13 protein-coding genes are annotated in these 13,973 nt (G+C 54.7%); all 13 read left to right on the top strand.

The features are described from left to right. Positions 1-305 precede the first annotated feature (305 nt). The 13 genes from LKO31_RS12030 to LKO31_RS11970 all read left to right on the top strand — a co-directional run bounded on the left by LKO31_RS12030 (position 306) and on the right by LKO31_RS11970 (position 13,921). On the top strand, positions 306-1,067 hold the full coding sequence (locus LKO31_RS12030; RefSeq protein WP_227691234.1) for a sulfite exporter TauE/SafE family protein: 762 nt from the start codon (positions 306-308) through the stop codon (positions 1,065-1,067). A gap of 229 nt (positions 1,068-1,296) precedes the next feature. Further along, entirely contained in the window at positions 1,297-2,661 is a 1,365-nt protein-coding gene (locus tag LKO31_RS12025; RefSeq protein WP_227690811.1) for a TolC family protein, read from the top strand. Then, positions 2,658-3,689, top strand: a complete 1,032-nt coding sequence (locus tag LKO31_RS12020; protein WP_227690810.1) for an HlyD family secretion protein — start codon at positions 2,658-2,660, stop codon at positions 3,687-3,689. The genes LKO31_RS12025 and LKO31_RS12020 overlap by 4 nt, the downstream gene beginning before the upstream one ends. Further along, positions 3,686-4,867, top strand: coding sequence for an ABC transporter permease (locus LKO31_RS12015; RefSeq protein WP_320443499.1), 1,182 nt, complete (start codon positions 3,686-3,688; stop codon positions 4,865-4,867). Before LKO31_RS12020 ends, LKO31_RS12015 begins: the two co-directional genes overlap by 4 nt. Further along, entirely contained in the window at positions 4,864-6,015 is a 1,152-nt protein-coding gene (locus tag LKO31_RS12010) for an ABC transporter permease (RefSeq protein ID WP_227690808.1), read from the top strand. Before LKO31_RS12015 ends, LKO31_RS12010 begins: the two co-directional genes overlap by 4 nt. A 74-nt stretch (positions 6,016-6,089) precedes the next feature. Further along, positions 6,090-6,623: a sigma-70 family RNA polymerase sigma factor gene (locus LKO31_RS12005; protein WP_227690807.1), complete on the top strand. Its 534-nt coding sequence runs from the start codon at positions 6,090-6,092 to the stop codon at positions 6,621-6,623. Then, positions 6,613-7,344 (top strand): anti-sigma factor family protein, encoded by a 732-nt coding sequence (locus tag LKO31_RS12000; RefSeq protein WP_227690806.1) that lies wholly within the window; start codon positions 6,613-6,615, stop codon positions 7,342-7,344. The genes LKO31_RS12005 and LKO31_RS12000 overlap by 11 nt, the downstream gene beginning before the upstream one ends. 97 nt (positions 7,345-7,441) lie before the next feature. Further along, entirely contained in the window at positions 7,442-8,287 is an 846-nt protein-coding gene (locus LKO31_RS11995; RefSeq protein ID WP_227690805.1) for a nucleoside/nucleotide kinase family protein, read from the top strand. A gap of 99 nt (positions 8,288-8,386) precedes the next feature. Further along, positions 8,387-9,199 (top strand): nucleoside/nucleotide kinase family protein, encoded by an 813-nt coding sequence (locus tag LKO31_RS11990; RefSeq protein ID WP_227690804.1) that lies wholly within the window; start codon positions 8,387-8,389, stop codon positions 9,197-9,199. Positions 9,200-9,426: 227 nt separating this feature from the next. After that, positions 9,427-10,008, top strand: a complete 582-nt coding sequence (locus LKO31_RS11985) for a nucleoside/nucleotide kinase family protein (RefSeq protein ID WP_227690803.1) — start codon at positions 9,427-9,429, stop codon at positions 10,006-10,008. Continuing rightward, positions 10,008-11,342 carry a lipopolysaccharide biosynthesis protein gene (locus LKO31_RS11980; protein WP_227690802.1) on the top strand — a complete coding sequence of 445 codons (1,335 nt, stop codon included), beginning with the start codon at positions 10,008-10,010 and terminating at the stop codon, positions 11,340-11,342. The genes LKO31_RS11985 and LKO31_RS11980 overlap by 1 nt, the downstream gene beginning before the upstream one ends. Further along, positions 11,335-12,183: a hypothetical protein gene (locus tag LKO31_RS11975; RefSeq protein WP_227690801.1), complete on the top strand. Its 849-nt coding sequence runs from the start codon at positions 11,335-11,337 to the stop codon at positions 12,181-12,183. Before LKO31_RS11980 ends, LKO31_RS11975 begins: the two co-directional genes overlap by 8 nt. 553 nt (positions 12,184-12,736) lie before the next feature. After that, entirely contained in the window at positions 12,737-13,921 is a 1,185-nt protein-coding gene (locus LKO31_RS11970) for a DUF1214 domain-containing protein (protein WP_227690800.1), read from the top strand. Positions 13,922-13,973: the final 52 nt, after the last annotated feature.

Here is a 13,973-nt window from a genome sequence, read left to right as displayed (position 1 = left end):
CGCCGCTCCAACTATGCTCCAACTATCTTGTCAGGAATGCTTGCCGGTTAGCCGCAGTCTGCCGTTCACCCCGCCGCGTCCGAACCGCAAGGCATCTGTGGATGCCGGTTTGGGCAGCATGACCCCGTCCGGCCCCCATTCGCAGCAATTTTATATGCCAAATCAGCCCTGTTTCGCATATGAATTCCATGTCAACCCGCGAAGAGTCGTTGCTCGATTGCCGTCCATTTGCCACAAGTCCTCCCATAATTATGACGGTTGTGGGGAAATAGGTGTTCAACACATTGGTTGGCCAATTGGACATAATGCATGTTGTGGCGGGGGTACTGGTCGGCATGCTGGTCGGCTTGACGGGCGTCGGCGGAGGATCGCTGATGACACCGCTGTTGGTCCTGATGTTTGGCGTGAATCCCAAAACGGCCGTTGGCACCGATTTATTATTCGCGGCGCTGACAAAGACCGTGGGTGGAAGTATTCACGGCTGGCGCGATACGGTAGACTGGCACATTGTCAGACGTCTGGCGACGGGCTCGATTCCAGCCGCCATCCTGTCGGTCATTTCATTGCAATGGTTCGGCGAGATCGGCACCCGCGCCGAACATGTCATCATTGTGTTTCTTGGCTGCATGCTGATCCTGACCGCCGTCGCGACCTTATTTCATCCGCAATTAATGTCTTATGCCCAGCACCATAGGCGCACGGATGATCATCACGCCTTCATACCGACCATCGCCCTTGGCGCGTTTATTGGCGTCGCCGTATCGATATCTTCGGTCGGGGCAGGCGCGATTGGGGTAACCGCTTTGTTGATGCTCTATCCCAATCTTTCCATATCGCGGATCGTCGGCACGGATATTGCGCATGCGGTGCCGCTAGCACTTGTGGCGGGCTTTGGTCATTGGCTTTACGGGGCGGTCGATATCGAACTGCTTCTCAACCTTTTGGTCGGGTCGATACCTGGCGTGATCGTCGGCAGCCTTTTGTCCAGCCGTGCGCCCGACCAACTTTTGCGCCCCATGCTGGCGGCAGTGCTTCTTTTGGTCGGGACAAAGATGCTCGCCAGTTGAACAACTTATCTGCTTGATTGTCTGCGGCCACCACCGCTGAGGGGGATTGAAACAGGCAAGCTATTCGCCCGCTGCGCCATTTCATATAATGGGGCGCTGATAATGCTGCCATCGGGCGATCATCCTGCGCGTCATGGCTGATCATTTCCATAGGAGAGCCCCCCACCCCAAATGGGCTTGCGTTGATACCGCAACGGTGTAGATTTTCGTGGTCAAACAAGGGGTCGTGATGAACAGATGGGGCCTGCTGATCATGGGCTGCGCGCTTGTTTCGTTGCCAGCAACGGGACAAGAAAATGATGCCGTCCCATTGGATTATCGATCAGCGCAGCAACGCTTGCTGGAACGCTCCGATGCTTTGGCGGCGACGAACGCCGATGTTCGTAGCAAGGCCGCGACCGTAGGGGCCACGCATTCCCTCGGTCGGCCGGATGTTGATTTCGAAGGACAATTACTCGAATATCAAAAAACGCTTTATCTGCCGCTCGGGTCTCTGGCCCCCGTCGCGCAGGCCTTTGGCATCCCGGACCCTTTGCGATTTCGGCGTCAGGAGACCGCCGTGCGCCCAATTGTGACGATCAGCCTGCCCTTGTTCACTGGTGGGTTGATCAACGCGACAAAGACAGGCGCGCGCGCCAAATTGGATCAGGCTCAGGCCGATCATCGGGGGCAAACCAACAAAGCCCTGCTTCAACTGGTGCAGGCCTATTATGGCCAACAACTCGCGGAACAAGCGCTTGGCATTCGCCGTGACGTGCTGGCTGGGCTGGATCAGCATCTTGCGGATGCACAAAAATTGGAGCGCGAGCAATTTATTAGCAAGGCTCAGCGCCTTCAGGCCCAAGTCGCCCGTGATGATGGTGCACGGGAATTTGACAAAGCAGTCGGCGACCTCTCTACCGCCAATGCGGTGCTTGCAGGCTTGCTGCGCACGCCCCAAGGCATACGCCCCACCACGCCGCTGTTCATCAACCGCCAGCCGCTTGAACCGCTGGCCCATTTTAAACAAGCGGCGCTGGATGCCCATCCGGAACTGCACCGCTTTCGCGCGCTGGAAGCACAGGCCCAAGCTGGTGTAGCGATAGAACGATCAAAGCATTTGCCGACAATCGGCGCATTTGGGCAGTATAATTTTGATCGCCGCGATGCCCTGCTCACCGATTCCGATTGGGCCGTGGGCCTCAGCCTTCGATACAAGATCGCGTCGGGCCTTGGTCGCAACCAATCGGTCGCGGCAGCCCGCGAGACGCTGTATCAAGCCGAAGCAGGACGGCGCGAGGCGATGGTCCAGATCGAAATCGGCGTCACAAAGGCATGGAATGACGCCGAAGCCGCCAGATCTCATTTCTTATCGCTTAATAGTGCCCTTGCCTCAGCCCAAGAGAATTTGCGCCTACAAAATCTGTCCTATCGTGAGCAGCAAGCAACATCGCTGGATGTGGTCAATGCCGAACTCGGTTTGGGCCGCGCACGCATACAGCGCGCCCAAGCGGCCTATGACTATGTCATCGCTTTTGCCCAGCTGCTCGAGCTTAGCGACCAGATCATAGAAATGCCAGAATTTGCGATGGGTAGTGACAGAGAATTGCCATGACCGACGACAGCATCATTGAGGAAGCGCCCCAACCCGTGAAGGCGGATGAAAACCGTGCGCGAGGTCGCACCATCATCATAGTTTTGGCTGTCGCGGCGTTCATTGCACTGGGCCTCTGGCTCGCCTATCGCCCGATCCCCGACCAGTTGCAGGGCATGGTCGATGCGCATGCGGTGCGCATCACTAGCAAGGTGACGGGGCGGATCGCGTCATTTGATGTCGACGAAGGTCAGGCCGTTGTTGCTGGACAATTGCTTTACACGATCGCCAGCCCCGAAGTGGCGGCCAAGGCCGAGCAAGCGGGCGGTGCACTTGTCGCCGCCGAAGCGGTGTCCGACAAGGCACGCAGCGGCGCACGGCCAGAAGATATTCGCGCCGCCGAAGCGCAATGGCGACGGGCCGATGCCGCAGCGGCGCTTGCCGACACGACCTATCAACGCACCCAGCGGCTTGCTGCGGAGGGTGTGCTTGCAGGACAGAAACGGGATGAAGCGCGCACCAATGCGATTGCCGCGCGTGAGGCTGCCAATGCAGCGCGCGCCCAATATGATTTGGCGCGCGCGGGAGCACGGTCCGAAGACAAAGCCGCCGCAGGCGGGCAAGTGCAGCAAGCACGCGGAGCCGCAGCAGAGGTCGCAGCAGCGGCCGCCGAAACTCAGGTCACGGCCCCCATGGCGGGGGAAATTGGTCGGCGACTGGCCCAACCAGGCGAACTGGTTCCACAAGGTTTTCCGGTATTTATGCTGACGGATATCCAGCACCCTTGGGTCACCATCAATGTGCGGGAAGACCAGCTTCATGGGCTCGGCAAGGGCCGAACGCTGATCGGCAAAATTCCGGCGCTTGATCAGCGCCGCGCCGAATTTCGTGTCACCTTCCTTGCACCAGCAGGCGACTTTGCGACTTGGCGTGCCACACGCCAATCCAGCGGATTCGATATCAAAAGCTTTGAAATCCGTATGGTTCCGATCAAGCCCATTTCTGGCTTGCGTCCAGGCATGACCGTGTTGTTCGACTGGCCACAATGATGCCGGAGCGGGCACTTGGACGAAGCTTTACAAACGCGTGGTATCGCGAGCTATTTTTTCTTCGGTCCAATCCTCTTGATCTGGCGCTTGTCACATGGCTTCCCTTGCTGCTGCTAGCGATTGTGGCCATCCAGCTGTCGCCCAGCGTGATGCGGAATTTACCCATTGCGGTGATTGATCAGGACGGCAGCGCAACCGCCCGCGAACTGACGCGCCGGCTGGATGCGGCCCCAGGCTTGCATGTTTCGGACCATCCAACCGATATGCAAGCTGCGCAGCAAGCGATACGGGAAAGAAGCATATATGCTATATTGCTGATCCCGCGCGATACCGAACGCAGCGTGATGCGCGGCGAAACGGGCAAGCTAATTATCTTCTATAACGCCAGCTATTCGACGCCATCCGGCGCCGCGCTTCGCGAAGCAACCTCTGTGATCCAAGATTACTCAGGGCGGCTTGCGGTCGAACAAAGCGCCATATTGCGTCTGGGCACCGTCCGCGCGCCGCCCATTGCCGCGCAAACCACCATATTGTTTAATCCGCAAACAAGCTATGAATTGCAATTGGTCGCCTTAATTCATCCGGCTTTGCTGCACCTCATCTTCATGGTTGCCATTGTCAGCGCCTTGGGACGAGAATTGCGCGATGGAAGCATTGGCCCATGGCTGGACGGCGCAGCCCCGGCGACCGCAGCCGCCGCAATAGGCGGAAAAATCACAGTCTATATTCTGATATTCATGCTGTGGGGGATCTTGGCCACGGCCTATTTGGCAGGTCTGCGTGGATGGGCCTTACAGGGTAGCATCGCCTTATTGCTGCTGGGATATATGGCGATGTATCTTGCTTATACGGGCGTTGCCTTGTTGCTGATCGGTCTGTCGCTGTCGATGGGCCGTGCACTATCACTGTCGGGCCTATATGCTGGGGCATCCTTCGCGTTTGCCGGCACAATCTTTCCTATCGAGTCGGCGTCCCGCTTCGCCCAAATCTGGAGCGCGATTCTACCCTATACCAGCTTTTCCAAGCTGCTTGTCGAGCAATGGCTGATGGGTGCAGCAGTTCGCGTCTCGATACCCCATATTTTCATCATGTTGTTATTTCTGTTCGTTGGCGCGGCCATTGGCCTTCCCCGCTATATTCAAGCGGCCAGCCGACCGGAAACATGGGGACGGCGATGATTGGGCGCGCTTATCTTGCAACCTTCCGCACGATCTTCTCTGACAGCACCGCATTGCTGTTGCTGATTGGCTCGGCGATCCTTTACTCTTTCTTTTATCCCAGCGCTTATTGGGGTGATGTGCCTGTCCGACTGCCGATTGCGGTGGTGGACATGGACCATACGGCAAGCAGTCGGACGCTGATCAGCAAATTGTCAGCGTTGCAGCAGGCCGAATTACTTGCCCAACTCCCGTCTCCCAACGCAGCCTTTGCACAGATGGAACGACGGGAAATTAGTGCGGCCATCGTCATTCCCGAAGGTTTTGAAGGCCGCATATTGCGCGGCGAACAAGGCATCGTCGCCCTTTATGGCAATGGTGCCTATCTCCTAAGTTCCAGCACCGCGCTGGCGGGCGTGGCATCGGCGATGGGCAACATGGGCATAAGCGCTGCCACCGATCAATCGATGGCCATGGGTGCCCCCGCGCCGCCGGCACTCGGTCTGATCGCACACCCGATGTTCAACGCACGCGAAGGCTATGGCAGCACGATCATTCCCGCCGTCAGCTTTCTGATCATCCAACAAACCTTGCTGATGGGCATGGCGCTGTTGGCGGCAACCATGCGCGAACAGCAGGGACCATTGGCATTTAACGGCCAAGGATTGCTGGGAATTGGGCTGGCATTTTTCACCATCGGCTTTGCCAATGTCGCTTATTATACTGGTTTCGTTTTTTGGTTTCTCGATATGCCCCGCGCCGCGGGCCAATTTTACGCCCTCCTCGTCGCGACATGTGTGTTTGTCGGGGCAACCGTCGCTGCGGCCTTAGCGCTCGCCTCTTTCTTTCAGGAACGAGAGCGTCCGATCCAGCTTTGGATCATTACCTCGCTGCCCATTTTCTTTCTCGCTGGCATATCTTGGCCAACCGAAGCAACGCCCAGCTGGCTCAGCCTATTGGCCCGTTTCCTCCCTACGACACCGGGCATTCACCTGATGGTCGGGATTAACCAAATGGGTGCATCGTTGACGGAACAGAAAAGTGAAATCCTGAATCTGATTGGCTTAATCCTATTATATGGAAGCATCAGCTTTCTTCGTTACCGCCCTAGGACCAATGAGAAGAAGGGCCATATTCCATCACCTAGAAAGGAAGCAGGGTCCCCATAGTGCCGCTTCATTTTCACGATCTGATATATTCTTCTGACATGGAATAAACCTCTATCGACATGCGTATTCCCTTTATGTCGAACCTTCGCCCTGCCGATATATTGCATGAACTTTCTGCCATGTGGCGCTATGCGCGGTCGCTGACGCGCAATGAACAGGCGGCGGATGATGTTGTGCAAGATGCGGTTATCAAAGCACTGGAAAAACGGGCATCCTTTCGACCGGATGGATCGCGAAGGGGCTGGTTGCTGGCGATTGTCCACAACAGTTTCGTTTCTTCCAAGCGTCGAGAAATCGCCGAAAGCAAGCGCGATGCACGCTTTGCCGACATGATGATGGACCATCTGGAGCCCGATCAAGAATATGCGGAATGCCTGCGTGACGTTGCGCGGGCCTTTGCCGCCCTGCCCGATCATCAACGCGCCGTCCTTCATCTTATTGCCGTCGAAGGACAAAGCTATCAGGAAGCTGCCGCCATTTTGGACGTGCCCATCGGCACCGTCATGTCACGCCTTAGTCGTGCACGAGCGACATTAAGAGATATGCAAAGCGAGACAGACAAACCATCCCGAGAGTTCAAGATCATCGGAGGACGAGATGTCGACTGACAATTTGGAAGATTTTGAAATTTTGGCCTATGTTGATGGCGAGTTGGACCTGCCTCGGCGCTTGGCTGTGGAAGATTATCTCGCCCGAAACCCCACCGCCGCCGCTCGGGTCATGGCCGATTTTCGTTCCCGCAGCGCGCTCCAGATTTTGACGAAATCTCGGGCGGAATATTCTCCATCTCTGGGGACCTCGGTTGCCAAGCTCGTAAAGCATCGTCCAGCCATGCCGTGGCGCCGCGCGGCATTGGGAATAGGGGTCGCCGCCATGTTGGCGATCACGGCGATTGTCGTGCCGATATGGCATGTCCAATCCTCCCCGCCCACCTATATAGAAATGGCCGCCGAAACACACCGCGCCCATAAAGAGCGGGCCGCCTTTGCGGCGCTTCACCCTTTTTCCTATAAGGACCATACGCTGCTTATGGCCTCGCGCATCGCGGTGCCACGGCTTCCAGACGATTGGCGCATCAAGAATATTGAAATGCTGGATGCAACGGACTCGCCATCCATTCTGATCGCCGTTGAAACCAGCGAAGGTGATGATCTGTCCATTCTAGCTATTCGTGCGCGCTCTTCTGCGCCAATGTCCCCAGATGCCGTGCGTAGCGGAAATAAATCTGTTGCTTATTGGCGGCGAGGGGATTTTTCTTATGCTTTAACAGGCAATGGGAACCCTGAGCATATCGATGCTGTCGCCGACGCACTCGCCGAGTCTTGGTAGGCCTGTAATGTTCACAAAACGTCTGACCTAATATCGGGCGAATATATTATTATGTCATGACGTGGAATAATCGCCGCCCCGCACGCGTATGCGGGTTATGGCTGAAAACTCTTCCTTCCAAACGCTCACTGGCTTTGATGATCGCGTAGCAATAGACCCCAAGCGCTCCTATGCTTCGGTGGAGGCCCGTGCTGCCACGGCGGATCATCGCGCTTCAACGGTCCGCCTGCCCTCGCTCATCGCGATCATTGGCTGCGATGGTTCAGGAAAGTCCACGCTGGCGGCGGACCTTGCGACGGCTTTGTCAGCGGATCGATCCGTTCAATCCCTGTATCTTGGCCAAGATTCCGGCAATATTCTAAGGGCTATTGTCACGATCCCCCTAATCGGGGGCATGATAGGTCGCTTTTTGGTCCGTAAAGGCCGAAAAGCGCACGCCAACAAAGACAAATCAGCAACGCCAGACACCACAACAGCCATCGCCATTTATATCTTATCCAGATGGCGGCGTCATAAATTTGCACGGATGCTCAGGCTCCATGCCAACGGACAGGTCATTATCGCGGACCGCTACCCCCAGGCCGAAGTCCCCGGATTTTACTTCGACGGGCGGGGTCTGATCGGCGCCGCACCAAGCAATGCATTTGTTCGCGCGCTCATCGCCCGCGAACAGCGTCTTTACGAACAAATGGCCAGCTATGTTCCTGCCTTAATCATCCGCCTGCATATCGATGCAGAAAGCGCCCATCGCCGCAAGCCGGACCACAAGCTGGCGATGCTGCGCGAAAAGACACGGGTTATTCCAACGCTCACTTTCAATGGCGCACCAATTTTAGAATTAGATGGGCGGCATAATTACGCCGACGTCCTGAACGAAGCGTTGGCGGCGGTACGAAAAGCCTTGGCCGCCGCCCCTCCTGCCATCGCACCGAACGGAAGCTGAACTGACGCAACCTTCCTGCGCAGGCACGGGCGCTGCGCTGTCCATCACAACTAGCCAAAATGTAACGCCGGATCCGGCGCGCGGAGAATCCAAATGTGGATGAAAAGCACCGAAACAGTTGAAAGAGAGTTCCTGCCTGCCGCGCTCGACCCTGCGGTAAAGAACATACGGACCACAGCTTCCGTCGATGCCCAAAAAATGATCAAGGGGGTTGTAGCGGTTGTCGGATGCGACGGAACCGGCAAGACCAGATTAGCACATGATTTGGTGCACATATTCAATCAGCGCTGTCCGACCGAGCGACAATATATGGGCCTGATTTCCGGCGGAACTGGCGATAAAATTAAAAGGCTTCCGGTCATCGGCGTGATGCTGGAACATTATCTCGCCGCGAAGGTTCGCCGCGCTCAGGATATGGAAAAAAAACTTCCAGGGGCTTTCACGGCCTTGGTCATGTATCTGTTTTCGTTGTGGCGTGTGTTACAAATGCGCAAGCTCAAACAGCGCGCCCGCAGCGGCAGCTTGATGATAGCCGAGCGATATCCTCAAGCTGAAATCGCAGGATTTCACTATGACGGACCAGGCCTCGCCGCCGACCGTAGCGATCGTTGGTTGGTGCGCGAATTGGCGCATCACGAACAAAAAATTTACGCCCGCATGGCACAGAATAAACCCATGCTCATCATACGCTTGTTGATCGATGCAGAAACGGCTTACGCCCGAAAATCCGACCACCCCATGGCGGAACTTCGAGACAAAATCCAAAAAATGCCATCAATCACCTATAATAACGCCAATATAATAGAGATAGACTCTCGCCTACCATATGATGAAGTTTTGAAACAAGCGACATTCATTATCGATCAAGCGCTACAGTTCAGAGATCATAATAAAAATAATTTAAGATTATAAAATACATTCAACATCATTTCTTAACAGGCAAATATTGCCGCATAGCAAAATATTTTATTCCAAGGCGCACCATGTATTCATCCACCCTCCCACCTCTAATCGCGATTGTTGGCTGCGACGGGTCAGGGAAATCCACCATCACAGAGGCTTTGCATCAATGGTTGTCGGGATCTTGTCCCACGGCGATCTGCCATCTGGGCAAGCAAAGCGGCAATTTGGGACGCGCCTTGGCCAAGCTTCCATTGATCGGCGAGCAACTCGACCGCTCCATTCAGAAAAAGGCAAAAACGGCACAAACCAGCGCCGGACCCAGCCCAGTGACTGCGATCGGCATATACGCGTTCGCCCTACGCCGCGAACGCCGTTTCAAGCGCATGATGCGCTTGCGGCGCGCCGGTAACCTCATTCTGGCCGACCGCTTTCCGCAAATGGAGGTGCCCGGTTCCATGGATGGCCTTGGACTAAGCAAAGCCCCGCCCGCTGGCCTACAAGGGTGGCTGGCGCAGAAAGAACAAATGAAATTCAAGGCAATGGTTGCGCACCAACCCGACCTAATCCTGCGATTAAATGTCAGCTTGGATATCGCCATTGCGCGCAAACCCGACCATATCCCCACATCGCTCGCTCGCAAAATTGACGACTTGTCGCGTATCAGTTTCGGCGACGCCCCATTGGCCGAGATCAACGCCGACGATCCACTCGACACCGTATTGACCAACGCCAAAAGCGCAATTTCTGCGCTGCTGGAACAGCGATATCATATGCCCATTTCGTTCAAGCCGTCGCCAGCAGCGAGCCGGATAAAATAATGGCGAACTGGTTTTCGGATGGATCCTTTCGCGCCATCCTTCGCAATGCATCCTATCTGGCATCCAGCAAATTAGGGTCTGCCATATTGGGGCTTGTGGCTTTATCCTTCGCGGGTCGCGGCCTGACGCCAGCACTTTTTGGTACGTTGGTCGTGGTGCAAGCCTATGCCTATGGCGTCAGCGCCTTGGTCAAATTTCAGACTTGGCAATTTATCGTTCGCTTCGGCGCGCCTGCCCTCATTCAAAAAGATCTGGACCGTTTTCGCGATGTTACCGGTTTTTCCTTTGGGCTAGACTTAGCAAGCGGAGCCGTGGGCCTGATTGCGGGTATGGCGCTGCTGCCATTTATATCCACATGGGTTGGTATTGCGCCAAAAGATCTACATCTAGCGCTGCTATACTGCACACTCATTCCGATCATGACCGCAGCAACACCCACGGGAATTTTGCGGACCTTGGACCGCTTTGACCATATTGCCGTTCAGCAATTGGTGACGCCGCTCTTATGGGCGATGGGTAGTGGCGTCAGCTATTTCGCAAATTTGGGCTTCGCGGGCTTTGTCATCAGTTGGTACTTGGCCGAACTGGTGGGCGATTTACTTCTCTGGTTCTTTGCAGCCCGGGAATTGCGACGGCAAAATATTCACCGCGCCTTGCGCCCTGCCCTTTTCGCGCCAGCACGGCGCATTAAAGGCGCATGGGATTTTGTTTGGACCACCAACATTGCTCATTCCATCTGGTCGGCTTGGGGGCCAGCCAGCAATGTGATCGTCGGCGGCTTGTTGGGCCCGTCCGCCGCGGGCTTGTTCAAAATCGCATCGACGTTTTTCGAAGCCGCCAGCAAGCCTGCCAATTTGATGGACAAAAGCTTTTATCCCGAAATCATGCGGCTGCATCCGGCCAGCAAACAACCATGGCTGTTGGCTGTTCGTAGCGGATTGTTGGCGGGCGGCGTTGGCTTGGTTGTGCTATTGCTGGTCGTGATCGGGGGAAAGCCGCTGATCGCACTCGCCTTTGGCCAAAGCTATGTCGAGGCATTTGATCTTCTGCAAATCATGACCGCGTCGCTGTTGATTTCAATGATGACCTTTCCGCTTGAATCGCTGCTTTATATGGCAAGCAAGCAACGGGCGGCCCTTGTCGCCGAAGGACTCGCGGCGCTGCTATATGCGCTGCTGTTGGTCATGCTCATTCATTCCTTTGGCCTTGTCGGTGCAGGGATAGCCTATGTCTGCGGCATGTGCCTGAAAGCATTTTTTACATTCATCCCCACCCTTTCTGCATATCGACATCGACACACACTTTCGCACAGCAAAGACCTCAACAATGGGTGAATATCTCGATCATTCGCAATGGCAGCAATTTTCGGCCGCAACATGTCGTGCTTTGTTCGAAGCGGTAGAAATTGACGATATTGTCGACGACAAAGTGAATTTGCCGAAAACGATCAACCTTGATTGCGCACCGCAAGAAATGCAGCGTTGCTTTGCGCTATGCCTGCAATTTTGGCAGCAAGGCTTTGCACGCCAAGATTTGTTAAACCTTGTGACGACGTTGCAAAAAAAGGCCGATTTAAATGCAAATCAGCGCCGCCATTACAAACATATCCGTGCCAAATATAAGCATCTGCGCTTTGCCTTGATGCTATACACGCACAATCATAAAGTTCCGAAACTCTTTGGCGCGACGGTGGCTATTATGGGCCATCTACAAGATAGTTTTCGTAACAATCGCCGCCTACCAACGCTTGGCTATGCATGGCTGCTCCGCGTGTTGCTAACAAAGCCGATCTGGAACAGCGTCAACCACGCTGTGCAATCCCGAACATTGACCACGTCCGGTGATTTTCGTGCGTACAGACAAGCCGACATGAAATGGCTTAAAAACATGCTTTATCAGCCCGAATTTACCGGCCCAGAATTTCACGCGATGCGAAAAGTCGTCAGCAAGCAAGTGAGCTTTTACGACACGCTGAGATCCTTGGAACCAAGCGATCATAGCTATCAGATGTCACGCTATTTGAGCACCATCAATGGCTTAATGGGAAACTGTCACGACATCATGGTCCTGCAGGCAGGAAATGGGGAGCGCGATTACAACAGCCCACAACCGTTGGAGGACGATATCCGGTGGCGTTTGGAAACCCTGGTTGCCGCATATCCGACGGGGCCCTAGACGCATAGGCCCCGTCCACTGATGTGGATTGATTGTTGGGCGCTAAACCTGATAGCGCAATCGAAATTTGCCGATTAACGAACGAAACTGCTTCAATAACTCAGCGTCGCCAGCCTCAGACGCTGTGGCCTGCCCGATATTTCTTTTGATGATAGCAGATCATCGCAAAACATCGGATAGGTCCTTGTACGGCATAGTAAATTTAGGGCCTGATCCACTGTGGTTGACGGCGGTAGGATAAGTGCTTTTCTAGCCCTCTGGGACGCTGATCAATGCAGCCCCAGCGTGTCAGGCCCCCGCTTCAGCGAAGCTGAGAGCCGTTGGACCACGCAATGGCGGTGCCCACCAACACCCTCAACATCCGAGGTGGGGCCAAATCTACTCATGCCGCTCAGCCGAAATCCACGTTTTTTTTACCTCAGCCAAAATGTGAAGAGCCTAACCATTGAGTAGGTAAGAAGATAATTCCTTACGCAAAAAAATATTAACTTGACTCAAGGTTAAGATTTGCGCACATAAAATGAAATTAAATTACGCATACAAGAGGGGAATTATGCAAAAAATCGCGCGCCGAAACATTTTACAAGCTGCGGGCGTGACGATGGGCAGCTTGGGCCTAAGCGGCATGGCAACAACCGCATTGGCTCGCACCGCAACCCCGTCCGCATCTGGCACGAACATGGTAAAAATATGGGAAGATTTCTGCCGTGACATCGCAGAAACCGCGCAGGTTCTAAACCGACCAAAAGCACCGCAAACCGCGCTCGATCAAGTCGAAGGCATTCGCTATTTAAGCCGTCTCACACGCGGCGCACTTGAAATGGCCATGGAATCGTCTGATCCTGATTTCCCTCGTTTTTATCAGCTCGCCAATGAGGTGCTAAAAATCGGTGCAGACAATCCCGACAATATTTATCTGAACACCAATATCGCTGGGGATCGCACGTACCGACTATATGGCCACAAAGGGACGGTTCCCTATTTAAGCTTTGGCACCAAAGCCAATCGCTATGCCATTGATGGGACCATGGCATCGACCGGCGAGCTTGATGGGAAAGACATCGCCTATAATGACGATGGAACATTCGAACTCATCGTTAGTGCCGAACGCAATGGCGCAAAAAATTGGCTCCCACTCGCGAACGACACAACGCTATTGCTGGTACGCCAAACATTTTTGGACAAATTGGTCGAAACACCCGCGCAGCTCAAAATCGAGGCCATCGGTGGACCCGTGGCACCAGCACCGTTGACCGAAGAACAATTGGTGAAAGCGCTGGCGCAAACCGCCGCATTTGTGCGCGGAACCGCCAAGACATTCGCCGAATGGACCGAATTGTTCATGAGCAAGCCGAACCAATTATTGCCTTGGGATCAGGCATTTTTCCAGCGCGGCGGCGGTGATCCGAACATCCACTATCTTCATGGTTACTGGGAATTAAAAGCCAATCAGGCTTGGGTATTGCGGACCAATATTCCAAAGTGCCGGATGTGGAATTTCCAAGCCGATAACTGGTGGATGGAATCCCTAGATTATCGCACCCGCCCCAATGTGTGGACCAATTCCAAAAAAGCAAAGCTCGACGACGACGGCACGCTCACGCTGGTCGTATCGCCAAAAGATTTGGGCTTTGGGACATGGATTGACACGGCAGGCCATCTGAGCGGCACCGCGCTGCTGCGCTGGATCAACGCCGACTCCCATCCGATCCCAACCGCCGAAATTATCTCGATTTAACCCACGCAACCGAATTGAAGCACGCTGCCAATCACATGATTGGCGGCGCGTT

The organism is Sphingopyxis yananensis (genome assembly GCF_020687785.1).
Taxonomy (GTDB): domain Bacteria; phylum Pseudomonadota; class Alphaproteobacteria; order Sphingomonadales; family Sphingomonadaceae; genus Sphingopyxis; species Sphingopyxis yananensis.
The sequence above is the reverse complement of the archived record's forward strand: the minus strand, read 5'-3'. Positions and strand labels throughout refer to the sequence as shown.

Bases quoted from the DNA above. Each gene is read 5' to 3' on its own strand.
- LKO31_RS11995 (WP_227690805.1), top strand. From the start codon at position 7,442: ATGGCTGAAAACTCTTCCTTCCAAACGCTCACTGGCTTTGATGATCGC.
- LKO31_RS12000 (WP_227690806.1), top strand. From the start codon at position 6,613: ATGTCGACTGACAATTTGGAAGATTTTGAAATTTTGGCCTATGTTGAT.
- LKO31_RS12005 (WP_227690807.1), top strand. From the start codon at position 6,090: ATGTCGAACCTTCGCCCTGCCGATATATTGCATGAACTTTCTGCCATG.
- LKO31_RS11970 (WP_227690800.1), top strand. From the start codon at position 12,737: ATGCAAAAAATCGCGCGCCGAAACATTTTACAAGCTGCGGGCGTGACG.
- LKO31_RS11980 (WP_227690802.1), top strand. From the start codon at position 10,008: ATGGCGAACTGGTTTTCGGATGGATCCTTTCGCGCCATCCTTCGCAAT.
- LKO31_RS12010 (WP_227690808.1), top strand. From the start codon at position 4,864: ATGATTGGGCGCGCTTATCTTGCAACCTTCCGCACGATCTTCTCTGAC.
- LKO31_RS12025 (WP_227690811.1), top strand. From the start codon at position 1,297: ATGAACAGATGGGGCCTGCTGATCATGGGCTGCGCGCTTGTTTCGTTG.
- LKO31_RS11975 (WP_227690801.1), top strand. From the start codon at position 11,335: ATGGGTGAATATCTCGATCATTCGCAATGGCAGCAATTTTCGGCCGCA.
- LKO31_RS12030 (WP_227691234.1), top strand. From the start codon at position 306: ATGCATGTTGTGGCGGGGGTACTGGTCGGCATGCTGGTCGGCTTGACG.
- LKO31_RS12015 (WP_320443499.1), top strand. From the start codon at position 3,686: ATGATGCCGGAGCGGGCACTTGGACGAAGCTTTACAAACGCGTGGTAT.
- LKO31_RS11990 (WP_227690804.1), top strand. From the start codon at position 8,387: ATGAAAAGCACCGAAACAGTTGAAAGAGAGTTCCTGCCTGCCGCGCTC.
- LKO31_RS12020 (WP_227690810.1), top strand. From the start codon at position 2,658: ATGACCGACGACAGCATCATTGAGGAAGCGCCCCAACCCGTGAAGGCG.